Origin of the sequence: Kaistia dalseonensis, from assembly GCF_030814715.1 — a bacterium.
GTDB lineage: Bacteria > Pseudomonadota > Alphaproteobacteria > Rhizobiales > Kaistiaceae > Kaistia > Kaistia dalseonensis.
This window is the reverse complement of sequence record NZ_JAUSVO010000007.1, coordinates 288445-313591: the sequence shown is the minus strand read 5'-3', so window position 1 is coordinate 313591 and position 25147 is coordinate 288445. Positions and strand designations below refer to the sequence as shown.

Below are 25147 nucleotides of genomic sequence, written 5' to 3'. Positions count from 1 at the left end.
GATACCCCCTTGTAAAAATTTGCAGTTTCTGAGATAGCGCGCTTATCTGCTGGCTCTAGCCGTAGCGCACAACATCCTCTTCGCTACGCTTTCTCTCCTCGGCGATAGCATTGTTTAGTCGATCAAGCTGCTCGGCAACCCAGCGACGAATGTTAGCATTTGGGTGCGATGACCAGCTTTGAATGAGTGGGATAAGCGGCTCAAGATAGCGCTCAAGCCCTCCCCAGTAGCTCGTGGGCAACAGACGACTTGATACCGCCGCTAACACGTCAGCCTGATTGCCAAACTCGGCGACAAAAGCTTCAAGTTCAGCATGCCACGTAAGTTGCCCACGATCGTTCTTATCTGCAATAGGAAGCCATGATACCGCCATTGCCGCGCGAGCATCCTGCTTTTCCCGTACCCAATCCATGTAAACTTGCGGCGGCACGTTAAACGATAGCCCGCGCCCCAGATACTCGCCATCATCGCCCAGGTGCTGAGCCTCAAGCAAATGCTCGGCGTAAAAGCGATCATACCACGATTTGCTTGTTAATTTTCTCGTTATCTCAGCCCATACGGTCGCAGGATAAAGAGCCATCAGGCTCTCCAGTATTTTACGGACGGGAGCGTCAAGATCATAGAAAACCCGGTCCGTACCCTGTCGACATATTCTCATAACTTGCTTCGAGAGTTTCTTTGCGTAAGGCTCACTTATGGCGCCAAGCCTTATCAAACGCTCAACCATCTGCTCCATGTGGTAGCCATCCATCTTGCTTGTGACGGCGTCCATGAGAGCTGGCGTTACCAACACACGTTCGATTAGGTCGACCAATTTCTTCGTTACTGGGTTCTTGTTATCGTACAGGTACATATCAACTACGTCGAGGATAGTCCAAAGCCCCTCATTCCCATGCCTTTCAAGCTCTTCCAGTAGCGGATTAAGTGAGCCCTCATCTATCCGAGCAAGACCAAGATTTCTACATTGCAAAGGTTGAATATCGGCGGATGCCAGAAGCGAGATAATCAACTGAATATCATCAGACTGCAAACGGCCTGAGCCAATGAGTGCTACCGCCTCGTTTTTAAGCTTGGGCGATTGCAGCGCTAAGCGGATAAGGCGCTTTGCTAGCTCACTGTCGCGATCATCTGCTCCTGTAATCAATCCGCCGAAGAAGCCTCGGTTTGGCGATGTTTCGCTGCGCTCAGCCACTGCAACAGCAATTTGCATTAGCTCATTTGGGTCGCTGACTTGCTTCATCAACTCCCTAGAAAATGCAAACGTGCCGTGCCCATCACCGCATGCAATCCGCTCCACAGATCGTTTGATGAGAAGCTCGTCAGCTGCGATCAAACGTGCCGTTGAGATGGCCTGTCGTGCCCCATAATCGAAGTCATACTTTGCATCGGTTCCACTGTCATACTTGGCGTCTGGATCATGCAAGTCGACCTGCCAACCTTGAGTGTATAAAATGGCAAGCTCGACGGGATCAGTTGGCAGCAATGCATCGTACATACCGCGCACTTCCTTAGAGATCGTCGCTGGCGTCCCTTTCTCACGGTCAAAGTAAAGCCAATCTGAAATCGACATCAGTGCTTCGGGCCAGAAACCTCTGACACGTACAACCTTGTCAATCATTGCCTTGACTTCGGCACTAGGTAGGTCGCGTAAAAGCCCACGAATGTGTGACGCGAGATGGGCTTGTGCGACGTTTGCGCAAACATCATTACTAACCGCTATATCTGTAAGACGAGAGACTGCGGCGCGAAAGAAATCGTGGATCTCGCCATAGGTCTTGGGCCGCCAGTCCTCTATTGCCTCTGCACTACCGATCTGCTCCGCACCGCCGCCACGCGAATAGTGCTGGCTGTCCAACATATGGCCGAGCGCATCGACACAAACGCGCCGTTCGGCCTCCGATGTTGATGCCAGACCATCGTCTAAAACCAACAGCCTTGCGGCAGGGGCAGCCTCGGTACCGCTTAGGTATAACTGGTAAAGCTGCTTGAATATGCCGCTAGCGTTATTGCCGTAGTTTTCATTCTCGGCTGCCGCAAGCTTCATGAGCAAATGAGCGGACCGTTCAAATGTCTGGGCCCTAAATACAAGTTTTTCCAAAGCCCAAACGAGGTGGCGATGACCATCATGCGCAACTTTTAATTCTTCGATAGTTAGGTGTCCGAACACTCTGTCGATGGTTGCAGACACGAGGTCCGGCGCAACGTGCACCAGACGATCAAGAGCTTTCGAACCAAATTCCGTATTGAGCGCGGCGAAGTTGCCAAACATCTCGGGCTGAAGCAGCCTCTCAGCAAACGCCACGGCGGTTGGCGACGTGTCCATCCACTTTATACGCTTGAGAAGGCTGGCCTGAAGCTCTGAAGGCGCCGTCTTAAAGAAGTGAACTAGTTGCTCTGCTGTCATCACGGACAGCCGAGCAAGACCAAGGCGGGCGGCCAATGGTGTTGGACCAACCTGCACAAAGTCACCACGTTGAGAAATAATGCCACGCGGCGTGAACGATAGGAGATGTTCTACAAATAGCGGCGCTGGGACATGTGCCAACTCTGCGGCGAGAAAGCCAGCTTGGCTCTCCACTCTCCCCTGCAATCCTAGCCACTCAAACAACGATGCGATCTCCAACACTCTCTGCGCGTCCGCCACACGTTGCTTGCCGCTCCATATGATCCTGTCGAGAACTTGCTCCGCTGACACCAGTGTCTGTCTACTATCTGCATCCTGCTGTGCAGCCAGCACTGCCATGCTCGGAAAACCCTCAGCGATCTCGGTGATAAAGCGAGTATCACCATCGCTAAGGCTAGGCGCTATGCTCTTCGCAATCTCGCCAATCAGTTTGTCATCCGACTTCTCGACACGGACAGAAAGTGTATTGTTCGCCTGAAGAACCTTAGTCTCGATGTCGAGCGTAACTAGCCTCAGCCGCGAATTGTTACGAGCTGCGATGCTAGCGAGCTTATTGTGCAGATCGTCTGCGCACTCATCGACTACGAGAATCGCTGGGAATCCAGTAGTTGCGAGCTCCAGTGCAAGCTTTACACATTCCTCGCCTGAAATTGAGCCATCAGTGTAGATCACCGAGCTTCGATCGATCTCGTCAGCGAAGGTGCTTGTACGGCCAAGCACTTCAAAGGTAAAACGTGATTTCCCATATCCAGATGGCCCAAACACCCGAACAATTGCTTTCTCAGAGGAGAGAAATTGCAAGATCTCTTCAGCAGCTTGCTCGTAGGTCCACGCGCTCCGTTTCGGATCGGCTCGTACTTCTAATGGCACGACGCGGTTTACAGGCGCAAACCTTGGCTCCTCACTGGATTTCCAAGCTGAGTTAAAATCAGGCACCTGCCCCCACGCTTCATGGGTTTGGAAACCAGCAAGGTTGCGCCCCATGCGTTGTGAGGCTAACCACAAGGCGACGGCGGGGTGGGTGTTCACCCAATCGGCTATCAGATTGGCGTCGTAGACCTCCATCGCGGCAGCATCGCTGGGATCCCCGCCGCCCGTGGTGATCGCAGAACGGATAGCTTTCACAAGCTTTGCTCGTTTTGCCGTAACCATCCGTTCGCGGCAAAATATTACATAGGCACCCTTGCGTGCAAGAACATCACGAATGACCGAGCTTAGCTCCGGCGGCTGTGCCTTAGCCACCTTCAGAACCTCATCGCGAACACGGCTCTCCGTTAGATTTTGGGCCTTTGATTGAAACGCAGTAAATCGACTTGGCAGATAGGCAGTCGATGATTGCCCACCGTTCCACTCGACACGACCATCTTCGCCACCGTCAGCTATGGTGATTTGCAAGGGTACAGCCGCCCCGCGTAGCGGTATCCCCGCAAGGCGGCTCTCGGATAATACGAGGCGTTTCAGGAGCCTCACCAATGTCTTGTCGTCGAGACCCGCGATGAAATCAGGATCAGCTTCAAACAACATACATGCCCCGTTTACGATATGCGTCCTGCTAAACGTTCCGCGCATCTCACCTTTAACATGAGTGCTACGTCTGGTGCGTCCTCCTCAAAATAATGAATTTCGCTATTCACAAGGAGATCGACGTAGACCTTGTACGAATGATTAAGGTGTACAGAACATGCGCGATGGGTTCGCGAGATGAAACTATTGCAAGTTATCTCGTTGCGTGAGACGCAAGCACACAAAAGGGAGACATCGTGTCCCCCTAGCCATCCCTGAAAGCCCAGTTTCTAGGCTTGTAAGCGATAGCGGGCGCTCCCTCTGGCGCCACCGTAAAGCTTAGCGCGAAGCTCTAATTAATGCCAATGCGACAGCCTCGTCGTGGCCGCTCCTGTTGCGGCCATGACGGAGCCCCGTGCTTTGGAGGGGAGGATTCCCAGCTGTTCAATCAGAACCTGAAACGCCGATAGTCCTCCCCCTTACGCAAACCCCATTACCTGATGCGGCGCATAGGGGGTTTCGAGCGCGGTGATTTCGTCGGGCTCGAGCTTCACTGTGAGGGCGGCGACGGCGTCTTCGAGGTGGCTTGTCTTGGTGGCGCCGACGATCGGCGCGGTGATGACGGGTTTTGAGAGCAGCCAGGCGAGCGCGATCTGGGCGCGCGGCAGCGAGCGCTTTTCGGCGATCGTCGCGACGGCGGCGACGACCTTGCGGTCGGCCTCCTCTGTGCGGGCATAGAGCGTCTTGCCGAATTCGTCGGTCTCGGCGCGGGCGGTGGCCGCGTCCCAGTCGCGCGTCAGGCGGCCGCGCGCGAGCGGGCTCCATGGAATGACGCCGATGCCCTCCGCCCTGCAGAGCGGCAGCATTTCGCGCTCTTCCTCGCGATAGAGCAGGTTCACATAATCCTGCATCGAGACGAAGCGGGCCCAGCCGTGCTTTTCCGAGGTCGCGAGCATCTGCGCGAACTGCCAGGCATACATGGAGGACGCGCCGATATAGCGCGCCTTGCCGGCGCGCACGACATCGTTCAGCGCCTCCAGCGTCTCCTCGATCGGGGTCTGATAGTCGAATCGGTGGATCTGGTAGAGATCGACATAATCGGTGCCGATTCGCTTCAGGCTGGCGTCGATCTCGGAGAGGATGGCGCGGCGCGAGAGGCCGGCGCCGTTCGGGCCGGGGCGCATGCGGCCATGCACCTTGGTCGCGATCACCACCTCTTCGCGGCGGGCGAAATCCTTCAGCGCGCGGCCGACGATCTCCTCGCTCGTGCCATCTGAATAGACATTGGCCGTATCGAAGAAATTGATGCCGAGCTCCAGCGCGCGCTGAATGAAGGGCCGGCTCTCCGCCTCCCCCAGCGTCCAGGCGTGGTTGCCGCGGTCCGGCTCGCCATAGCTCATGCAGCCGAGACAGATGCGCGAGACTTCGAGGCCGGTGCGGCCAAGTCGGGTGTAGTCCATTTGGATGATCCCTCTCGTGCGGATGGTTTAGGCCGATCGGCGATGTGGATCGCCCGGAATGCCTAGGCGAAGTCTAGACCCATTCGGGAACAAAGGCCTAGTCCGGATCATGGCCGGGCGGATTAGGCCGTCCGGCTCCGCGGACGGCGGATAGGCCAATGGCCGAACTGCCAGATAGGAAGGCCGCGGCCGCCGGGACAGTCTCCTGCGGCGAAATCCGCGGGCCGGCCCCGGCTATCCCAAGGGTAGCCCAGCTATCCCAAGGGTTGCTTCGGCTATCCCAGGGTAGCCCCGGCTATCCCAGGGTCTCGCGGCATGTGGCGGCATCGCCACCTCACTTCAGCAAGGAGAGGAACCCATCATGAAAGCACTTCTCGTCTCAGCCGCCCTCGTTCTCGCCCTGACGTCCGGTGCCAGCGCCTTTTCCGTGGGAAGCGGCAATGGCAACGGCAATGGCAATGTCGGCGTCGGAAACGGCAATCTGAACGGCAACGGCAATACCGGCGCGTTCAATGGCAACGGCAATGGCAACGGGAATTTCGGTGCCTTTAACGGCAATGCCAACGGCAATCTCAATGCCGGCCTTGGCAATGGCAATGCCAACGGCAATGGCAATTTCGGCGTCCTGAACGGCAACGGAAACGGCAACCTCAATTGGGGCGTCGGCAACGGCAATGCCAACGGCAACCGCAATTTCGGTCTCGCCAACGGCAACCTGAACGGCAATCTCAATTCGGGTTTCGGCAACGGCAACGTCAACGGCAATAGCAATTTCGGCGCCGGCAACGGCAACGGAAACGGCAATTTCCAGCATTGATAGCTGCCCTGCCCGGCCGGTTTGACGGCCAGCGGCGACAAGGCCGCCCGCATCGCGATCCCTGCGGGCGGCCGAAAACCCATCGGCCCAGGGACTTCATTCAGCTTGAGCGGCGAGGCCGCGGGGCGGGCCGTTCAAACTGGCGCCATGTCATGGATTTTGGAGGAGTACATCATGAACAAGCTTGGAACGCGCGTCACCGGTGGACGCATCGGTATGGTCCTGGCCTCGACAGCCCTGCTGCTCGCCATCTCGGGCGCGCCCGTCTTCGCCGCCTCGAACAGCGGCAACGGCAATGGCAACGGTAACGTCGGCGTCGGCAACGGCAACAATAACGGCAGCAACAATACCGGCACGCTGAACGGCAACGGCAACGGCAACGGCAATTTCGGCGCGTTCAACGGCAACAGCAACGGCAACAACAATTCCGGCGCTGGCAACGGCAACGGAAATGGCAACGGCAATGCCGGCGTCGCCAACGGCAACACCAACGGCAACAACAATTCCGGGCTCGCCAACGGCAATGGCAATGGCAACGGCAATCGCGGTGGCTTCAGCGGCAACTGGAATGGCAACAGCAATGCCGGCACTGCCAATGGCAACGGCAATGGCAACGGCAACATCGGTTTCCGCAGTGGCAACTTCAACGGAAACTTCAATACTGGCTCGATGAACGGCAACGTCAACGGCAATGGAAAGCCGGACGCCAATGGTAATATCGGCGCCTTCAATGGTGGAACCGGTAATATCGGCGCCTTCAACGGCAATGGCAATTCCAGCAATACCAGCGGCAACGGCAATGTTGGGGCTTTCAATGGCAACAACAATGGCGGTATGTTCAACGGCAATGGTAATCTTGGTGCTTTCAACGGCAACAACAACGGCAACGGCAATTCACCGTAACGGCGAATCGCACGACCCGTCGGTTGACCGCGTGGCAGGAAGGACTTCAGCCATGGACATGAACTGGGACAAGATACCCGACACTCTTCGTTCACCCGCGGTCTTGGTGCGCCCGGCCAGCCCCGAGATGTCGCCCCTGATCGATGACGGTCATTTCTATATCGTTCCCCCGATCAAGATTGCGGTCGGTCAAGGTAATGGGAACGGAAATGGCAATGTCGGCAGTGGCAACGGAAACAACAACTCCGGTAACAACAATGGAAATAATAATACCGGAAGCAATAACGGCAACAACAATACAACGAGCAACAACGGTAACGGCTATAGCGGCAACGGAAACGGCAATGGCAGCGGCAGTGCTGGTGGAACGTTCGCAGGATCATCCAATGGATCATCCGGGATGGACTATTCGAACAAGGGCTCGTCCGGCAATGGCAAGCCGCCGTGGTTCCTGCGCTGGCTGACAGGCCGCAACTGACCGCTCAAGCTGTAGCGGCAGAACAAAATCGGGGGAGACGCAGATCGCATCTCCCCCGATTATGTGAGTGAAGCTGACTGGTACATCGTGACTAAAAGGACGGCGTCGTCCCCCCGCTCATTCTTACAGCGATCTGCGTGCGGTTATGAACGTGCAGCTTTCGCATGATATTGCTGATGTGGACCTTCGTCGTGCTCTCGGAAATATTGAGTTCGAAGGAGATGATCTTGTTGGACTTGCCCTGTCTCAAGATCCTGAGCACTTCCAGCTCACGGTCCGTCAGGCCGACATCCGGCACCATATTGGCGCCAAGCTCGGTCCCGTCCATCAGCACCGCTTCACCATCCAGGCTCGGCAGGAACGCACCGCCGCTGAGCGCCGTCCGGATCGCCGCGACGAAGATATCGAAGCCGAACGAGGCAGCCACCCAGCCACGCACCCGGTGGCGCTCCACGACCTCCGCGATCCGCGCATCGACGCTGTCCGTCAGGATGACGAGCGGAGTCTCGCCAATCCGGCTGACCACACACCGGATGACCGCATCGATCGCCCCCGCGTCGACCTGCCGATGCATGAAATTGAACACGGCAATCTGCGGATCCCGCGGATAGACCTGATTCAAGCTCTTGATGACGCGGATCGATGCATTCTCCATGGCAGCGTTCAGCGCGCTGGCCAGCATCTCCCCCACGAGTGCCCGCCCCTCAATGATCAGAATGCGATTGCTGCCCGGCCACAACTCTTCCGTGACGGGCCATATGTACCGATCCTGATCGGTCCTAAGATTACCGACACACTCAATAAATCTATTCATTATACGACTCCCGTCCGCAGTTTTCCCTGTCATGACAGTTGCCCCGTCGCGATTGGACAATAGGATTTACCCATACGCCCCTGCCTACCTTGCCTGATCCCATCAATATACATCATTTGCACAAACAACTATGACTTAAATCACACATAGGTTTGTTCGGTAACGATATCATCTGTGCTCCTTTTGGCCGTATCAACAACTGGCCCAGAGATATGCTATCGCATTGACATGACTTGACAATTTTTGGTTGTATACCGCATTGATGCACCGCGATAAAATCACGGAATCGAGCGTAATTCGTTAGGTTCTGTTAACCAATGTGAACGGAATTCGACAACCGAAGATTGCCCACGGCTTGTTGGCGAGGGCTCGAGAGAGACTTTCGAACACAACCGGAGGCCGAATCACCCAAGGGCACGAATCAGATCGAGATCATCCCGCCGCGCCTTTTTGCCGGCAGATGCGGCTGCCGGGCTGGCATCACGTTTTCGCGTGTTTCGGTGATCGAAAAATCGACGGCTCTTGATCGCGCAGCGGCACGGCGGTCTCGGCCGCAAGGGATTGCCAATCCATGGCGCCCGGAACCGTGTGTCGATGTCGTGCGCCACGATGCCGGACTGGGCGGGGCGCAGGCCCCGCCCCTCGCCAAAGCCTCAGGCGGCCGCGCGCCCCTGCTCGTCGAGCAGGGCGAAATCAGCATCGCTCAGAACGAGTCCCGCGGCGGCGGTGTTCTCCTCCAGATGCTTGACACTGCCCGTTCCGGGGATCGGGAGCATCACCGGCGAGCGCTTCAGAAGCCAGGCGAGCGCGACCTGGCCAGCCGTGGCACCGAGCCGGCCTGCGATATCCGTCAGAGCCGAACCCGGCTTGGCCAGTCCGCCGGAGGCGAGCGGCGCCCAGGGGATAAAGCCGATCTTGTTGGCCTCAGCAAAATCGAGCACATCCTCGCTCTTGCGATCGACGAGATTGTACTGGTTCTGGACCGTCGATACCGGGAAGTACTTCTGCGCCGCCTTGATCTCCGTCACGGATACTTCGGAGAGGCCGACATGGCGGATCAGCCCTTCCTTCTGCATCTGCGCGATGACGTCGAACTGTTCGTTCGCCGGAACGACCGGATCGATCCGGTGCAATTGCCAGAGATCAATCCGATCGACCTTCAGGCGGCGCAGGCTCATGAGCACGCATTGGCGAAGGTATTCCGGGCGTCCGACCACGCGCCAGATGTTCGGACCATGCCGCGTCAACGCACCCTTGGTGGCGATGACGAGCTTGTCGTAGGGATGAAGAACCTCGGCGATCAGATCCTCGCTGACATAGGGGCCGTAGCTATCGGCCGTGTCGATCAGGTCGATGCCGAGCTCCGGCACGCGCTTCAACGTGCGCTTCGCTTCCTCGATATCGGGAGGATAGTCCCAGATGCCGGGCCCTGTAATGCGCATGGCGCCGAAGCCGAGACGGTTGACGGTCAGATCGCCACCGATCGTGAACTGACCCGATGCAGCGGCGGAAATGGTATTGGTCATGATGGATCCCTTTGAGACTCGGCTCCGGACAGCATCGGCGATGCGAGGGCCGAAATGCACTGAACGGGCAAGAAGATGGGTGGCAGGCAGGGGTCGCCACAGGCGACCTCGCTGAAGTTAGGTCCCGCCCCGGACAGCGTTAAGGGCCGAGATGTTCACGGCTTCGTGTTCGCCTCGGCGAGTTCATGGCGCAGGAAGAACGATACCGCCGCGAGAGCAATGAGTACGGCGCCATAGAGATAGGTCGCATGGGTCAGGCCAAGTGCGGGCGCCGCCAAGCCGATCAGGATCGCCGGCACTGCAAAGGCGAGATAGCTCTGGACATAATAGGCGGCGAGAAGGCCTGCCCGTTCGCCCGCGGCCGCCAGCGGCAGCAAGGTCCTGAATGTGCCGGAAAAGGCCGAGCCGAATCCAAGTCCTGCCACCAGTGCGCCCATCATCATCAATCCAGCCAGCTGAAAAAAGACCCCGGCCAGGGTGATCGCAATGCCCGACACAAGCCCCGTCGTGCCGATGGTGAGCAGCAGAGCTGCCCGGCGCTCGCGCAGCAGGAATACCGCGACGGCCGCCGTCATCGTCATAGTGGCGATCACCGCGCCGCCGACAAAGGGCGATCCCAACCCCGTAGCTGCGCGCACCAGAGACGGCATGAGCGAGAAATAGAAGCCACCGAGCGCCCAGGCCGCAATGTTCACCGGGGTAATGCGTATCAACGTCCGCAGCGCCTGCGGCGGCACCCTCACATCGGGCCTCAACGAGGCGAACGCACCCGACTTTCCGAGCGCCGTCTCGGGCATTGGCAGGACGGTCAAGGCCAGCACGACCGATGCGACCAGCAGAACGATATAGACGAGTTGGGTCGGCAATGGCGCAAACGCGACAAGGGCGCCGGATCCGAGCGAGCCAAGCGTCAACCCGGCGAACGCCGTCAGGCTATTGAACAGCGGCCCTCGCCTGCGTGCTGTATCGAGGATCGCGGCGCCGAGGGCGGTCGTCGCGGCGCCGCTCGCAAAGCCCTGTACTGCGCGGGCCAGGATCAGGAGACCGGCCGAATGCGCCTCGATGAACAGCACCATTGCGATGGCATTGACGATCAGCGCCGCGAAGATGACCGGACGACGGCCGACATAGTCCGACAACGAACCGACGGTCAGCAGCGCGGCCAGCAGGCTGAAGGCATAGACCGCGAAGATCGATGTTAGCCAGAACGGCGTCAGGCCGAGGCTCTCCTGATAGAGCCGGTAAACCGGCGTCGGGGCGGCACCGCTCGCGGAGAAGATGACGGCCGCGACAATTCCGAAAATCGTCATGGCACGTGGCGAAAGTGTACGGCGCTGGCTGGAACTCAGCGCACCGGCAATGGACATCGACATGGCGATTCCCTTAAAGCTAACCATATAGCGTTAAGGCATATAGGACGAGCTTGGCCTTAACGCAAATTCTTTGCGTTAAGGCGCATTGACGGTCCGGGACAGATCCCGGATCGAGATGCCTGGGCGGATGGGAGAATGGATATGGCGGTCAAGGAACGGATACGCGTCGGCGGCCGCAGCGCGCGGATCCAGGCAGCGGTGCATGACGCCGTCAGGGAGTTGTCAGCCGAAATTGATCGCGCCGAGTTGACCGTTCCGCTGATTGCGGCGCGCGCCGGCGTGACGCCATCGACGATCTACAGGCGCTGGGGCGACCTTTCCGAGCTCCTGGGCGACGTCGCCGTGGAACGCCTGCGCCCAGTCGCCGAACCGCTCGACACGGGGTCGACAGCCGGCGATCTGGAGGCCTGGGTTGTCCAATATATGGAGGAGATGTCGTCGGCAGTGGGCCGCGCGATGTTGCGCGACGTGCTGATCAACATATCGGAAGGCAATGCTTGCCAGTGCGCGAACTTCACCTATGAGCAACTACAGATGATCGCCGACCGAGCCGCGCATCGAGGCGAAGTGCCATTCGATGTCGATGACCTGGTAGACCGTGTCATCGGGCCCATCATGTACCATGTGCTCTTCGGCCATGGCGAGCTGACGCCTGATTATTGCCGGATGCTGTTGGCACGCGTGCCGGAGCTCAAAGGCGGGGCCGACGTCCAATCGGCGCGGGGAGAGGCTTCTTGATCGCACCCTGCCAGATCAGTCGGCGCCCGGATCTTCCCCCGGCCACATGACGACAAAGTCCTCATATTCCTCAACCGGAATATCGGCCTCGCTCACCGTTCGGCCGGAGACCGAAATTCCCGCCTCGTGCACCGTTTCGGGGTCACCCGAGACCAGCGGATGCCACCAATAAAGGTCTCGGCCCTCCGCGATCAGGCGGTAGCCGCAGGTCGGCGGCAGCCAGGTGATGGAGCGCACCGTGGCGGGATCGAGCGGAATGCAATCCGGCACCTTCACATGGCGGTTCGGATAATCGGAGCAGCGGCAGCTGTCGTCGTCGAGCAATTCGCAGGCGATCGCGGTCCAGACGATCTCCCCGGTGTCCCAATCCTCGAGCTTGTTCAGGCAGCATCGCGCGCAGCCATCGCAGAGCGATTCCCACTCGCTCGTGCTCATTTCCTCGAGCGTCAGACGCTTCCAGAACGGCTCGGCCGACCCGGGCGCATTGGCGGCCTCATTGGTCAGGCGCGACGGCGCGTCGTCTTCTTGCGCGGTCATCGAGATTGCTTATCCTTCAAGGTGATTGCGTATCCCTCGGCAATCGGCCAGAAACGGGCTCGTCCTAGCAGTTTTCATCGGCTGATTGGAACAGTTCTCGATGACGCGTCTCGACCGGGTTTGGGATTGGCTGGCCGCGCAGCAATCGCGGATCGCCGCGCGCTGGCCGTTTCGTCGCCAGGATGGTACCGGGGACACGACGACGGCGCGGATCGAGAAGTCGCCCGAACCACCAGCGGAGCCGCGCAAGATCCGCCTGATCGAGATCGATGCCTATATCGATAGCGCGCTCTTCAACATCTGGACGGCACTGGTCGAGGCGACCGAGGCGCTGTCGCGCTTCACGCGGCGCTTCCGCGTCACTGGCCTTCGCCGGGCGCCGATCGAGATCATTGGTGACGGGTTGACGGTCGGCGCCGGCGCCGGCGTGCTGATGCTCGCGCTCGCCCTGCCCGCCTTCGAAGCGACCAGGCAGGATTGGCTGGCGCAGTCCGACTATTCCGTCACCTTCCTCGACCGCAACGGCACCGAGATCGGCAAGCGCGGCGTGCGCCATTCCGACGCCGTGCCGCTCGAGGACATGCCCGACAGCCTGATCAAGGCGACGCTCGCGACCGAGGACCGGCGCTTCTACACGCATTTCGGCATCGACGTGTTCGGCACGTTCCGCGCCCTGTTCGAGAACCTGCGCTCCAATGCGGTGGTCCAGGGCGGCTCGTCGATCACGCAGCAGCTCGCGAAGAACCTCTTTCTCTCGAACGAGCGGACGATCGACCGCAAGATCAAGGAAGCCTTCCTCGCCATGTGGCTGGAGAGCAACCTCTCCAAGCACGATATCCTGCAGCTCTATCTCGACCGCGCCTATATGGGCGGTGGCAATTTCGGCGCCGCTGCGGCATCCGAGTTCTATTTCGGCAAGAAGGTCACCGACCTGAACCTCGCCGAATCCGCCATGCTCGCCGGGCTCTACAAGGCACCGACGAAATATGCGCCGCATATCAACCTGCCGGCGGCGCGTGCCCGCGCCAATGAAGTGCTGACCAACATGGTCCAGGCGGGCTTCATGACCGAGGGCCAGGTGCTCGGCGCGCGGCGCAAGCCCGCCGACGTCGTGCGCATCGCCAGCGACACCTCGCCGGACTATTTCCTCGATTGGGCGTTCGAGGAGGTGAAGAAGCAGGTTCCCGACGGCAATCGCAGCCTCGTCGTGCGTTCCACCGTCGACATGAACCTCGAAAACGTCGCCGACGACGCGATCGAGAACGCACTGCGCGAATCCGGCGAGCGCTATCGCGTCACGCAGGCGGCCATGGTCATCGCCGAACCCGACGGCGCCGTGCGCGCCATGGTGGGCGGGCGCGATTATGGCGAAAGCCAGTTCAACCGCGCGACCGGGGCGCTCCGCCAGCCGGGCTCGTCATTCAAGCCCTTCGTCTACACGGCTGCCGTGCTCAAGGGCTACACGCCCGAGAGCATCGTCAAGGATGCGCCGATCTCGATCGGCAACTGGTCGCCGAAGAATTACGGCGGCCGCTATATGGGCAATATCCAGCTCACCACGGCGCTGATCCATTCGCTGAACACCGTCGCAGTCCGGCTCGCCGGTGCGGTCGGCCGCGAGAACATCATCGCGCTGGCGCACAAGATGGGCATCACGACCAATATCGTGAACTCGAAATCGCTGCCGCTGGGCGCGACCGAGGTGACGGTCGTCGACATGACGGGCGCCTATTCCGTCTTCGCCAATGGCGGCTTCCGCGCCAAACCCTATGCCTTCACGCAGATCATCAATAGCGAAGGCGAGACGATCTTCGATCGCAAGCGCGATGTCGGCCCGCCCGAACGCGTGCTCGACGAGAAGACGATCGGCATGATGAACTACATGCTGAGCCAGGTCCCTGAGCGCGGCACCGGCCGGGCCGCGAAATTGCAGGGCATCAAGACCGCCGGCAAGACCGGCACGACGAACGCCTACCGCGATGCGTGGTTCATGGGCTTCACCGGCAATTTCGTCGGTGGCGTCTGGTTCGGCAATGACGACTTCACCTCCACCAACCAGATGACCGGCGGCTCGCTGCCGGCGCAGACCTGGAACCGGGTGATGACCTACGCCCATAGCGGCATCGAGCTGAAGCCGATCCCGGGCCTCGAAGGCAGCCCCTCGGATGGCGAACGCCCGGCACCGGCCATCGCGTCCGCCGATGGCGGCACTGCCCCGCTGTCGCTTTCATCGAAGACGACGGCGCAACTGATCGCGCTGGAAAAGCTGTTCGACGAAGCCCCGCCGCTGAAGCCGCTCAAGACCGTCGCCCTTGAGCCCTCGGATACGAGCGGCGGCTAACGGACGCCCGTTTGCCGCCACGCCATTCATCGTCGGGTAACGCCAAACGCATCTCCGGAACAGATGGAGACGATTCCCGGCCCGCCGGGCCACCTGCTCTATTGTTTCGGGCAGGCGGACGTGCACTTTGGCGTGGGGGCTGAAATGGGTCGTCTAGGCCGGTTTCGATCGGCTCCCGCCGGACGGGGGGCTATTCGGTTCAGCATGACACACGGATCCAGACGTCGGTCCCTGATCGGGCTCGCGGCAAGCCTTGTTTGCCTGGCGATCCTTGCCGCCTGCTCCACGAGCGGCGCATTGCGCGACGCTCCAGCCGAAGCCAACTCGGCCGCCGCCGCTGCAAAGTTGGCGGCCGAGACGATCAACATCATCTATGTCACCGACCGCGCGCCGGAGACGAAACCGGACGGATCGCTCACCTACAGCGCCAAACGTTCGAAGGCGATGAGCTTCGGCACCGTCGCCCTCGACGTCAAGGGGACCGGCCACAAGGTGTCCGAGGACATCGCGATCGAAAAGGTGACGGAGCTCGGGCAGTTCCCGGCGAGCCCCTATCCGATGCAGGTCGTCGGCGATGGCGTGCAGCGCACGGCCGCTGCCGTGGCTGCGCATGAGCGTGCTGCGGCCGGGCTTCGCGGCGAAGTCTCGCGCATGCTGAAAAAGGTGCCGCGGAAGGAGGTCGTCTTCTTCATCCACGGCTACGCCAATGAATTCGACGATGCGGTCGAGAAAACGGGCAGTATCTGCAACTCGCTCGACAATGAATTCGTCTGCGTCGCTCTGACATGGCCGGCCGGCGGCTCTGGCGGTGCCTTCATGGGCTATAATGTCGACCGTGAATCCGGCGAGTTCGCCGTTGCCGACATGAAGAAGGCGATCCGCATCATCACCGAGACGCCCGGTGTCGAGCGCGTGCACTTCATCGCGCATAGCCGTGGGGCCGATGTGCTCGCTTCCGCGCTGCAGCAGCTCGGCATCGAAGCCTATATCACCCGCTCCTCGCTCTCCGAGAAATACAAGGTCAACAATGTCGTGCTGTTTGCGGCCGACATCGACCTCGACGTCGCGACGACGAAGATGTTCGGCCTGGGGTCGGACCCCGATCTGCCCTATGGCCTGACGGCTCGCCCGTCGGAGGTGCTGCCGCAAGGCTTCTTCCACCTCACGGTCTATTCCTCGCCCAAGGATCGCGCGCTCGGCATATCGCGGCGACTCTTCGGCAGTACCGCTCGCCTCGGACAGATCAGCCTGCCGAAAATGGCCCTGAACAAGCCCTTCGCGCAGGCGAACAGCGCGCAGCTCGCCGAATTCATCGACTTCATCGAGTTCGACGGACATGCGGGCCTGATCGGACACAGCTATTTCCTGTCGAATCCGGCCGTGCGTGACGATCTGGTCGCGTTGATCCGCGACCGCCTGAAGACGGGCGACCCGCGCCGCCCCGTGGTCGAGATTCACCGCCCCTTCTGGCGCGTGATCGGAAAGCCAAACGGTGCGCAGGTAGCGGCCACGCCTCCGGCCAACTAGGCCGGCGGCGGACCGACGCACCAATCTGCGTTTCGGAGGACGTCATGGCACAGCCGGACTTGTCGGCGCGCCAACATGCCCCGCCTTATCAAATTCGTGGCACCCGCCCTTCCGACTTGCTAACCATGCAGCCCAGTCCGACACATCCTCCGGAGCGATCTCCATGACTGCCGCCTCGACAATCCCCTTCGCCGAACAGGACGCGCGCGCCGCCCGGCTGGATGCCGTCATCGACGCGGCAATCGCCGAGGAACGCATCGTCGGAACGGTGGTGATGGTGGCGGAGAATGGCGAGATCGTCTATCGCCGCGCCGCTGGCCATGCCGATCGGGAGGCCGGCAGGCTGGTCACCGAGGACACCATCTTCCGCCTCGCCTCTGTCACCAAGCCGATGGTCGCCGTGGCGACGCTTGCGCTCGTCGACGCCGGAAAGATCGCGCTCGACGACCCGGTCACGAAATATCTGCCGCAGTTCCGCCCACGCCTGATCGACGGCACCGAGCCGGTCATCACGATCCGCCATCTGCTTTCCCACACCAGCGGCCTGCAATACGGCTATGACGCCGGCGCCGATATCTCCGAGGGCCTGAGCATGCCGGGACGGGGCATGGCCGAGAACCTGGAGAAGATCGCTGCCGTGCCACTGATGTTCGCGCCGGGCACATCCTGGCGCTATTCGGTGGCGATCGACGTGCTCGGCGGCCTGCTCGAGCAGGCGATCGGCAAGACCCTGCCCGATATCGTCGCGGAACAGGTGACGCGGCCGCTCGGCCTCGCCGATACCGCCTTTTCGGTGACCGCGCTCGATCGCCTCGCTACAGCCTATGCCGATGGCAAGCCACGGCCGACGCCGATGACGGAGCCGCAGCGCGTCGAGGGCAAGGACGGTGCGCTGATCTTCTCGCCGGGCCGCCTGTTCGACCCGACCTCATTCCCCTCGGGCGGCGCCGGCATGGCGGGCAGCGCACCCGACTTCCTTCGCTTCCTCGAAACGATCCGAAAGGGTGGCGCCCCGATCGTCTCGCTTTCCGGTGTGAAGCTCCTGTCGGAAAACGCGATCGGCACCTTCGATACCGGCGTGCCGGGGCGCGGGTTCAGCCTCGGCTGGTCGATCACGATCGACCCGGCCGCCAGCCAGTCGCCCTTTTCGCCGGGAAGCTGGCAATGGGGCGGCGTCTATGGCCATTCCTGGTTCGTCGATCCGGCGCGCAAGCTCTCGGTCGTCGGCTTCTCGAATACGGCAGTCGCCGGCGTCAACGGCGCCTATCCGGATGCGATCCGCGCCGCGGTCTATGGCTGATGCGGGCTGCCGATAGCGCCCGGCCCGCCCACGCGCTATGGTCCGGCTGCCCCCAATCGAGGCCATGATTTGCGACTGCTGATCGATCTAGCCATCGCCATCCTGATTGCCGCGGTCGTCGGCTTCGGCTCGGCGGTCATCGTGCTCGATCGCGATCGCCTGTTCGGCGCCGTCACGCGCGGCGAATGGACGGCTTGGCCAGATTCCGGCAGCGCCAATGCCGATCCCTATACCGAGGCGATGCTGGCCCGCTCCGGCGAGGTGCCGCTCGGCTCCGGCGAAGGGCTCGCCTTCACCGCCGAGGCGGACCGGAACGGCGCGCGCCTTTCGGGACGGTGCAGCTACCGCATCGTCGGCCAGACGCCGGCTGCGCGGCTCTGGACGCTCACCGCCTATGATGGCGATGGGCATCTCATGGAGAACCCGGCCAACCGGACCGGCTTCCATTCGCGCGAGATCCTGCGCCGCGAGGATGGCAGCTTCGTCATCCAGGTTTCGCCTCATGTCGAACCCGGCAATTGGCTGCCGGTCGAGACCGACCGCGCGCTCCGCCTCGTGCTCAGGATCTACGACACGCCGCTCACCAGCGGCGGCGTAGGCGATGCCATCCTGCCCTCGATCGAGAGGGTGTCCTGCTCATGATTCGCGGCCTGCTCTTCGCGCTCGGTGGCCTGATCCTCGGCGGCATCATCCATATCGTGGTGATCCTGCTGGTGCCGGATTTCGCCGATCGTGACGCCTGGACGTCCATGGGCCGCTTCGGGCCTGATGGCGCCTTCCATGTCCTGCCAATGTCGGAGCCGGGGACAGAGCCGCTGCCCTATCTCGACCCGCGCATGGCGACGGCGGTCTGCCGGTTCTCGCTGGAGAATGGGCCGATCCGCATCAAGGCCGACATGCCCGACGATTTCTGGTCGATCGCGGTGTTCAACCGGCGCGGCAGCAATGTCTACAGCCTGAACGACCGCACCGCCGAGCGCAGCGATATCGACCTCGTCATCGCGACGCCGGTCCAACTGGTGCAGTTGCGCGAGAATCCGATCCCCGCGCTGGAACAATCGATCGTGATCGAAGTGCCGATCAGCCGTGGATTTGCGCTGATCCGCGCCTTTGTCGCCGATCCCACGTTGCTGCCAGGCGCCGAAGCGGCGCTGCGGGCCGCGAATTGCTCGGCCGACGTGAAGGCGCCGGCACCCCCACCCGCTCCGGCACCAACCGTCGAGCCCGATACGGACGCCCCTTAGCGCGACCAAGCCTCAAGATCAGAAGCTGCGGCCAGGCTTCGGCGCGCGCGTCTGCTTGGGCGAAGGTGGATCTGTCCGGGTCGGTGAACGATCGATCCGCACGCCGGAGAAGAAGACGATCTCGCCCCTGCGCTCGCCGCTCCTGACCGGCCGGGCGCGTCGGCGCCCCGCCGTCGAAAATGCCAGTATCACTGCCATCGCGACCTCCAAGGAGATCCGTCTGACTGGATCGACGCCCCTACTGTCCGGCGGACGCTCTCAACTTCACGAAAACTATTAACCGCCGAGCAAGGTTAACAGTCCGCTAACGACTTGTCGGCAAGAATGCGGCCCGAGCCCTTCGCTCTCCTGGTACCGCGTGATCATGCATCCCTCATTTCCTTCGGATGGTCTGATGGCCATGGCCGTGTCGAACCAGCAAAGCCGGGACGCCGCTCTTCTTCGAGCGACAGCGGATCTATTTGTCCTTGAGGCGAAACACGATCCCGATGGGATCCGGCGTTTCGAAGAACTTGCGACTCATTTTCTCACCAAGGTGACGCCCGCCGATCGCGCCTTCGTGGCCGAACGTCTGGCACGCCATCCCGACGTGCCCATCTCCGTCCTGCGGCTGCTCGCCAAGGATCTGATCGAGATCGCGGCGCCGATCCTGAAGCGAACGCCGGTCCTGTCCGAGTTCGACTGGCTGGCGATCATGGCCGCGACGGGAACAGCCCACCATCGCGTCATCGCCTCGCGCGCCGATCTTTCGCCCGCCATCGTCGCCGCCCTGAGGCTGACTGGCGATCCTGAGACCTTGCAGCTCGTCGCGCATTATCCCCCGACACCGACTCGGGTCGTCGGGGAGCCGGGACCGGCTCCGAGCAGCGAATCGCTTGGCGCGCCTGCGCCAGAAAGGTTCGTGCCCGCCAGCGATACGCCCATCGCCAAAGTCGAACAGCCGTCCCCGATCGCGCCGGCGCCACAGACCCAGACGCTTCTCGCCGCTGCTCCGGCAATCGCAGAGGCGCGCGAAGTCTATTCGGTGGCGCGGGCCATGACCGCTGCGCTCGGCCATGAGATGCAGTCGCTCGCCAGTCGGGAGATTCCGCTTCCCGCTTCAAAGCCTGCAACTGAAACGATTACTGCCGGCTCCAACCGGGCAAAGCCTGCGCCTGTTGCACCACCAAAAGCGACGCCGCCCGCTGCACCAGCACCCACCGTCAGCGTGATGCCACCGGAGCCGGCTGCGCCGGGCGAGAAATCTGCGGAAACGCTGCCCGACATGGAGGCATTTCTCGCGCTCGACCCGCCGGGCCGTCTGGCTGTTTTGTTGCGTCTCTCCGGCAGCGCGCCGGCCCCGAGTCGCCATTCGGCCGCGATCGACGCCGATCACGCCTTCCGCGCCGCCCTGAGCGGTGCACGCGTCACGCTGCTCGCACGGCAGAAGCAGCGCGACCAGCTCATCACGGCGCTTTCCACCGGCTTGCGGCTGGATCGCGACGCTGTGACGGCGCTCATGGACGATCCGTCCGGCGAGGCTCTGGTCATCCTGTTGAAGGCGATTGGCCTCGACGACGCGGAGGCCCAGCAGGTGCTGCTCTTCGCCAATCCTGCCATCAGCGCGGCCGTCGAGACCTTTGGCCGCCTGGCAGAGCTTCATGCCGGCGCCGACCGCTCCGCCGCCTCGCGCCTGGTCGATTTCTGGCGTCACGGTGCGGAGCCAGCCCGTAGGGGTCATCAGCCGCTCTTCGCCGATATGGAGCTTCGGCGCGACACGAGGCCAGAGGCGGAGCGCCGCGCGGCGGAGCCGCTCGCCGAACGCGCCACGGGAGCCCTGCGCGGCTCCTGACCGGACAGGCGTTCAGACGGTGTCGAGGCGGGAGCGGCCTTCACGGTCCTCGACCTCGACCACCCAGATGTCGGGGTCGAAGCGCAGCTCGGACGCCATCCGCTCCACCAGGGTCGGTCGATCGATCCGTTGGGCCATCAGCGTGAAGAGACGATCCGTCGGCTTGTCGTCGTCGAAAGCCGTCTGGGGTGCCGGGCCGTAGAGGTCGACCGTGCCGTCGAGCCGGTCAACGACGACGAAAATCGCCCCCGCCTCCTCCGATCCATGCCGCGTCAGCGCAGCGAAGCCGCCTTCGACGAAAATGCGACGGATATAGGCCGCGACCCAGAGCGACGATGTAACCCGCATGAAAAGCTCCGCGCCCAATGACAGACTATGTCTGTCGCAGGGTTACTTCATGGCGCCGATCATGACCAGCTTGGCGACCACGGTATCCGTCGCCTGGCCCGATATGGGCAGGCCGTTATCGAGCTCGAAGCGGCGGATTGCCGTCGCGGTCTTGCCACCGCCGCGCCCATCCACGGGAATCGGACCATAGCCGATATCGTTGAGTGCGCTCTGCACGCGCTTCAGCCGCGCCCGCGTCGCCGGATCGTCGATCGAACCGGTCGAGATCGGGTCGGCACTCGATTGGGCGCCCGACAGGCCCTTGCGCATCTGCTCCAGCAGATGCGGGCTTGGCTGTCCCGTCGGGATGAGGCCGATCCGCATCTCGAAGGACGAGATCGCCGCCTTGGTCTGCGGGCCCATCATGCCGTCGATCGGCCCGTCATAGAATTTGGCGGCGGCCAGCGCCCTCTGCGTATCGGCAATGATGTTGGCAGGCGCTGCGCTCGCAGTCGCAGACGTGGCCGGAACGGTCTTCACCGCGGTCGCGCGCGGTGCCCCGACCTTGCTCACCACCGCCTTGCCGTTGGCAGACGCCGCGCGGCTCTTGGGCAAGGGCACGGCGGCCGGCGACGGCGCGGCGGCCTCCGGTGGCAATCCCGGGAGCGGGTCGGTGTTGGCCGCTTCGGCGACCGGCGCGGTCGGAGCGGCGGGCGCAGGCTCGGACGCCGATGTGCGGGCCGGTGGCACTGTCGCGGCCGGCGCAGAAGCAGCGGGCGGGCGCGTGACGAAGAACGGATCGGGATGATGCGCCGTCTGCAGGAAGGCGGCATTGGAGACGATCGCGCCAAGCACCATCGCGATCAGCACGACACCGCCCGACCGCACGGGATTCTCGATCACAACGTCGGTCAGGCGGCCGAACAGGCCATCCGCCTCGGTATAGACATCACGGGTGCGGGTGACGGGCCGCTTGCGTCGCACCGGTTCAGGCAATTTTCCGCTCCCTGTCCCTGAAGACGGATTGCGGCAGGCGTACCGGCATGATCACGGCCGGCCGCGTCTCGATCCGTGCGGGGAGACGAACGGTGACGGTCGTGCCACGGCCGAGTTCGCTTTCGATGCCGAAGGTTCCGCCATGGAGCGCGACGAGGCCCTTCACCACGGAAAGGCCGAGGCCGGTTCCCTCATGGCGGCGATCGCGGCTCGACTGCGCCTGCATGAAGGGCGTGCCGATTCGCGGCAGCTCAGAGGGCGCGATGCCGATGCCGGTATCGCTGACCTGAAGCACCAGCCCGCCCTGCTCCATGCGCGCGGAAAGGGTGATCGTGCCGCCCGCATCGGTGAACTTCGCGGCGTTCGAGATCAGGTTGAGCAGGATTTGGCGGCAGGCGCGGCGGTCGGCGACGACATCCGGCAGGTCCTGCCCGACGACACGCACGAGCTTCAACCCGCGGCGCGCGACCTGATGCGACATCATCTCGATCGAACTGTCGATCAGCGCGCCGATCGGAAAGGCCTCCGCCGTGATCTCCTGCTGGCCTGCCTCGATCTTCGACATGTCGAGAATGCCGTTCACGACCTCGAGCAGATGCTCGCCGGAAGCATGGATCAGCCGGGCATAATCGTGATGGCGCTGGAACTCGAACTTGCCGAGCAGTTCCTGCTCCAGCATGTCGGAAAAGCCGATGATGGCGTTGAGCGGCGTGCGGAGTTCGTGACTCATATTGGCGAGGAAGAGATCCTTCGACCGGTTCGCCTGTTCCGCCGCCGCGCAGGCGGCCTGGGACGCCGCTTCCTGCGCCCGCAAAGCCGTGACGTCGCGGATGACCGCGACTACCGAGCGGCGCTCGTTGGCGGGATTGATCACCGGGCGACAACGCATTTCCAGCCAGACGAAGCGGCCGGTCGGCTGTTCGTCGGCGCGGCGCAGGCGGAACGCGACGACAACCGTCTCGCCGGTGCGATCGGCCTCTGACAGCGCCTGCAGATAAGCGGGGCGATCCGCGACATGGACCCGCTCGAACAGGCCCTGCCCCTGGATTTCGGCCGGCGCGCAGCCGATGACGGCGCGCACGGCCGGGGAAGCGAACTCGACATCGCCGCTCGCGCCGTGACGCGTGATGAGATCGGTGGCGTTCTCGGCGAGCAGCCGGTAGCGACCCTCGCCCTTGCGCGCGGCGGCCTCCGTCTCGCGGTGGATGCGATCAATCCGCAGGGCGAGCGCGCCGGCATAGACGATCGCGCTGGCGATCAGGAACGGACCGAGGCCGACCATGGAGGGCAGCGGCGCCGGCAGCAGCCCCAGCACAGACGCGGATACGAGGCCGAGAAGCCCGAACACGGCCAGACCGGCCGCCGTCAGGGTGACGGGGCGCGAGCCGGACAGGGCGGCTTCCGCCGGGACGATGGCGAGCCAGACGAGCGCCGGCGAGGCGAGTCCGCCCGTGAGCGCGCCAACCCAGGCGACGAGCCCGACGAGAGCGACGGCGGACAGCAGATGCGCCGCGCCATAGCGCCCGGTGCGCGACAGGAAGGCGGCGATCGGCAGCGGCGTGACCAGCAGACCGAAAGCCACGGCGCCGGCAAGCGACGGCACGCCGGAGAGCGCGAGCCAGACGGGCAGCATGGCGAGCGCGGCAAGGCCGGCGGCCAGATGGGCAGAGATGAAGGCGCGATGCCGGATGGTGGCGAGCACGTCATGGCTGACCGAGCCGTGCACCAGCCCGTCAATGATCCGCCGCAATGGCTCGAAGGAAACCGTCATACGCAACACAGTCAGTGACGCTCGTTTCGGCCTTGGGCCAGAGGCACGGGCCAACGGCTTGGGCGGTTGCCGGATGGACATCTCCGGCATGAGCGCATGGTCGCATCCGCGGCTTAAGGGACCCTAAAGATGCGGGCCAAACCACGACGAAAGGCGGGGGAGGCCGACCATCGGGATCCGCTACGTCATGCTTACGCAACCGTAACCAAATTCTCTCAATTTTTCCTCGGGGCGTTGAAGCTCGATTTTGACCGTTTATGCTATTCGAGCTTTGATGATTGCGGATTGTCGCGACAATTGACCGGCGTTGTTTGCGTAGCGAAGGGCCATCTCGATGTTTCTTCTTCGTGCTGCCTTCTGGCTCTCGATCGTGCTGCTCCTGATTCCGGGCGATCCGAGCACGGGCACGCCGGCCCCGCGCATCAGCGCGCTCGATGCCCTGATCGCCGCCCGTGGCGCGATCGCCGATCTCTCGGGCATGTGCGACCGCCAGCCCGAGGTCTGCATCAACGGCGGCGCCGCATTGCAGGCCTTCGGTGCCAAGGCGCGCGATGGCGTCGCCCTGCTCTACCAGACGCTGGACGGCAAGCTCTCCGCCCCAACTCTCCCGGCCCCGCCGGCCAGCGCGCCGCCCATGCCGCCCGCGGCCGGCACGCTGACCCCGGATGACGCCGCGCCTGGCTGGCGCGCGCCGGATGCCAACGGCCACAAGGCCTGATCGCGCGCACGTAGATCAGGACCTCGGCTGTCTCACCATCGATCCGCTGCCGCGATGCACGCCGGTGGTTTCAATCGGTCCTGCAAGGCGCTATATGCGCCAGCATGGATACGATCGTTCCCGTCCCGCCGATCGAGCGGATCATTGATGATTTCGGCTTCCTGGACGACTGGGAGGATCGCTATCGCTATCTGATCGAACTCGGCCGCGAACTGGCCCCCCTGCCCCCCGAGGCGCATAACGACGCCAACAAGGTGCAGGGCTGCGCCAGCCAGGTCTGGCTGCAGAAGACGCCGCGCGAAGAGTCCGACGGTCTTCATCTCGATTTCGCCGGCGACAGCGATGCGCTGATCGTGCGTGGCCTCGTCGCCATCGTGATCGCGCTCTTTTCCGGCCGCACCCCGGCGGAGATCATGACGATCGATGCCGAGGCGGTTTTTGCGCAGCTCGGCCTCAGCGAGCATCTGACGGCCCAGCGCTCCAACGGCCTGCGCTCGATGGTCTCGCGCATCAAGACCGAGGCCGCGGCCGCCGCCTGA

22 protein-coding genes are annotated in these 25147 nt (G+C 62.4%); 12 read left to right on the top strand and 10 right to left on the bottom strand.

The annotated features are described in order from the left end of the window. Window positions 1-55: 55 nt before the first annotated feature. Together QO014_RS23255 and QO014_RS23250 are read right to left on the bottom strand one after the other, a co-directional pair. Window positions 56-3928, bottom strand: coding sequence for a hypothetical protein (locus QO014_RS23255; protein ID WP_266351140.1), 3873 nt, complete (start codon window positions 3926-3928; stop codon window positions 56-58). Window positions 3929-4386: 458 nt separating this feature from the next. Then, complete coding sequence (locus QO014_RS23250) at window positions 4387-5367, bottom strand: aldo/keto reductase (RefSeq protein ID WP_266351139.1); 981 nt, start codon at window positions 5365-5367, stop codon at window positions 4387-4389. A gap of 361 nt (window positions 5368-5728) precedes the next feature. Here QO014_RS23250 and QO014_RS23245 point away from each other — a divergent pair, with 361 nt between their 5' ends. From QO014_RS23245 to QO014_RS23235, 3 genes are all read left to right on the top strand, one after another. After that, window positions 5729-6184: a hypothetical protein gene (locus QO014_RS23245; protein WP_266351138.1), complete on the top strand. Its 456-nt coding sequence runs from the start codon at window positions 5729-5731 to the stop codon at window positions 6182-6184. Window positions 6185-6358: 174 nt separating this feature from the next. After that, entirely contained in the window at window positions 6359-7087 is a 729-nt protein-coding gene (locus QO014_RS23240) for a hypothetical protein (protein WP_266351137.1), read from the top strand. A gap of 52 nt (window positions 7088-7139) precedes the next feature. Then, window positions 7140-7565, top strand: coding sequence for a hypothetical protein (locus tag QO014_RS23235; protein WP_266351136.1), 426 nt, complete (start codon window positions 7140-7142; stop codon window positions 7563-7565). 91 nt (window positions 7566-7656) lie between these two features. Here QO014_RS23235 and QO014_RS23230 read toward each other — a convergent pair whose 3' ends face one another. The 3 genes from QO014_RS23230 to QO014_RS23220 form a co-directional block, all read right to left on the bottom strand. Next, window positions 7657-8379, bottom strand: coding sequence for a response regulator transcription factor (locus QO014_RS23230; RefSeq protein WP_307259010.1), 723 nt, complete (start codon window positions 8377-8379; stop codon window positions 7657-7659). Between the two features lie 653 nt (window positions 8380-9032). Beyond that, window positions 9033-9905: an aldo/keto reductase gene (locus tag QO014_RS23225; protein WP_266351135.1), complete on the bottom strand. Its 873-nt coding sequence runs from the start codon at window positions 9903-9905 to the stop codon at window positions 9033-9035. A gap of 155 nt (window positions 9906-10060) precedes the next feature. Then, a complete protein-coding gene (locus QO014_RS23220; protein WP_266351134.1) occupies window positions 10061-11278 on the bottom strand; it encodes an MFS transporter in 1218 nt (405 codons plus the stop codon). Between the two features lie 141 nt (window positions 11279-11419). On the opposite strand from QO014_RS23220, the gene QO014_RS23215 reads away from it, so the two are divergent. Beyond that, entirely contained in the window at window positions 11420-12016 is a 597-nt protein-coding gene (locus tag QO014_RS23215; RefSeq protein WP_266351185.1) for a TetR/AcrR family transcriptional regulator, read from the top strand. 15 nt (window positions 12017-12031) lie between these two features. On the opposite strand, the gene QO014_RS23210 is transcribed toward QO014_RS23215, so the two are convergent. Further along, on the bottom strand, window positions 12032-12553 hold the full coding sequence (locus QO014_RS23210) for a YcgN family cysteine cluster protein (protein WP_266351133.1): 522 nt from the start codon (window positions 12551-12553) through the stop codon (window positions 12032-12034). Between the two features lie 100 nt (window positions 12554-12653). Here QO014_RS23210 and QO014_RS23205 point away from each other — a divergent pair, with 100 nt between their 5' ends. The 5 genes from QO014_RS23205 (at window position 12654) to QO014_RS23185 (ending at window position 18965) form a co-directional block, all read left to right on the top strand. Further along, window positions 12654-14894, top strand: a complete 2241-nt coding sequence (locus QO014_RS23205; RefSeq protein ID WP_266351132.1) for a transglycosylase domain-containing protein — start codon at window positions 12654-12656, stop codon at window positions 14892-14894. Window positions 14895-15191: 297 nt separating this feature from the next. Continuing rightward, window positions 15192-16421 carry an alpha/beta hydrolase gene (locus QO014_RS23200; RefSeq protein ID WP_266351131.1) on the top strand — a complete coding sequence of 410 codons (1230 nt, stop codon included), beginning with the start codon at window positions 15192-15194 and terminating at the stop codon, window positions 16419-16421. A gap of 163 nt (window positions 16422-16584) precedes the next feature. Then, window positions 16585-17721 carry a serine hydrolase domain-containing protein gene (locus QO014_RS23195; RefSeq protein WP_266351130.1) on the top strand — a complete coding sequence of 379 codons (1137 nt, stop codon included), beginning with the start codon at window positions 16585-16587 and terminating at the stop codon, window positions 17719-17721. Between the two features lie 69 nt (window positions 17722-17790). Continuing rightward, window positions 17791-18363 carry a DUF1214 domain-containing protein gene (locus QO014_RS23190; RefSeq protein ID WP_266351129.1) on the top strand — a complete coding sequence of 191 codons (573 nt, stop codon included), beginning with the start codon at window positions 17791-17793 and terminating at the stop codon, window positions 18361-18363. Then, on the top strand, window positions 18360-18965 hold the full coding sequence (locus QO014_RS23185; RefSeq protein WP_266351128.1) for a DUF1254 domain-containing protein: 606 nt from the start codon (window positions 18360-18362) through the stop codon (window positions 18963-18965). The genes QO014_RS23190 and QO014_RS23185 overlap by 4 nt, the downstream gene beginning before the upstream one ends. A gap of 18 nt (window positions 18966-18983) precedes the next feature. Here the strand turns inward: QO014_RS23185 and QO014_RS23180 are convergent, their stop codons facing one another. Next, complete coding sequence (locus tag QO014_RS23180; RefSeq protein WP_266351127.1) at window positions 18984-19163, bottom strand: hypothetical protein; 180 nt, start codon at window positions 19161-19163, stop codon at window positions 18984-18986. A gap of 361 nt (window positions 19164-19524) precedes the next feature. On the opposite strand from QO014_RS23180, the gene QO014_RS23175 reads away from it, so the two are divergent. After that, a complete protein-coding gene (locus tag QO014_RS23175; protein WP_266351126.1) occupies window positions 19525-20796 on the top strand; it encodes a DUF2336 domain-containing protein in 1272 nt (423 codons plus the stop codon). A 12-nt stretch (window positions 20797-20808) separates the two neighbouring features. Here QO014_RS23175 and QO014_RS23170 read toward each other — a convergent pair whose 3' ends face one another. Genes QO014_RS23170 through QO014_RS23160 form a run of 3 tightly spaced genes read right to left on the bottom strand, consistent with a single transcriptional unit; the run spans window position 20809 to window position 23890 of the window. Beyond that, window positions 20809-21144 (bottom strand): DUF1491 family protein, encoded by a 336-nt coding sequence (locus QO014_RS23170; RefSeq protein WP_266351125.1) that lies wholly within the window; start codon window positions 21142-21144, stop codon window positions 20809-20811. Between the two features lie 42 nt (window positions 21145-21186). Next, entirely contained in the window at window positions 21187-22119 is a 933-nt protein-coding gene (locus QO014_RS23165) for a peptidoglycan-binding domain-containing protein (protein ID WP_266351124.1), read from the bottom strand. Further along, window positions 22112-23890 carry an ATP-binding protein gene (locus tag QO014_RS23160; protein WP_266351123.1) on the bottom strand — a complete coding sequence of 593 codons (1779 nt, stop codon included), beginning with the start codon at window positions 23888-23890 and terminating at the stop codon, window positions 22112-22114. Before QO014_RS23160 ends, QO014_RS23165 begins: the two co-directional genes overlap by 8 nt. A gap of 334 nt (window positions 23891-24224) precedes the next feature. On the opposite strand from QO014_RS23160, the gene QO014_RS23155 reads away from it, so the two are divergent. Both QO014_RS23155 and QO014_RS23150 read left to right on the top strand, forming a co-directional pair. Continuing rightward, on the top strand, window positions 24225-24608 hold the full coding sequence (locus QO014_RS23155; RefSeq protein WP_266351122.1) for a DUF5330 domain-containing protein: 384 nt from the start codon (window positions 24225-24227) through the stop codon (window positions 24606-24608). Between the two features lie 104 nt (window positions 24609-24712). Continuing rightward, window positions 24713-25147 (top strand): SufE family protein, encoded by a 435-nt coding sequence (locus QO014_RS23150; RefSeq protein WP_266351120.1) that lies wholly within the window; start codon window positions 24713-24715, stop codon window positions 25145-25147.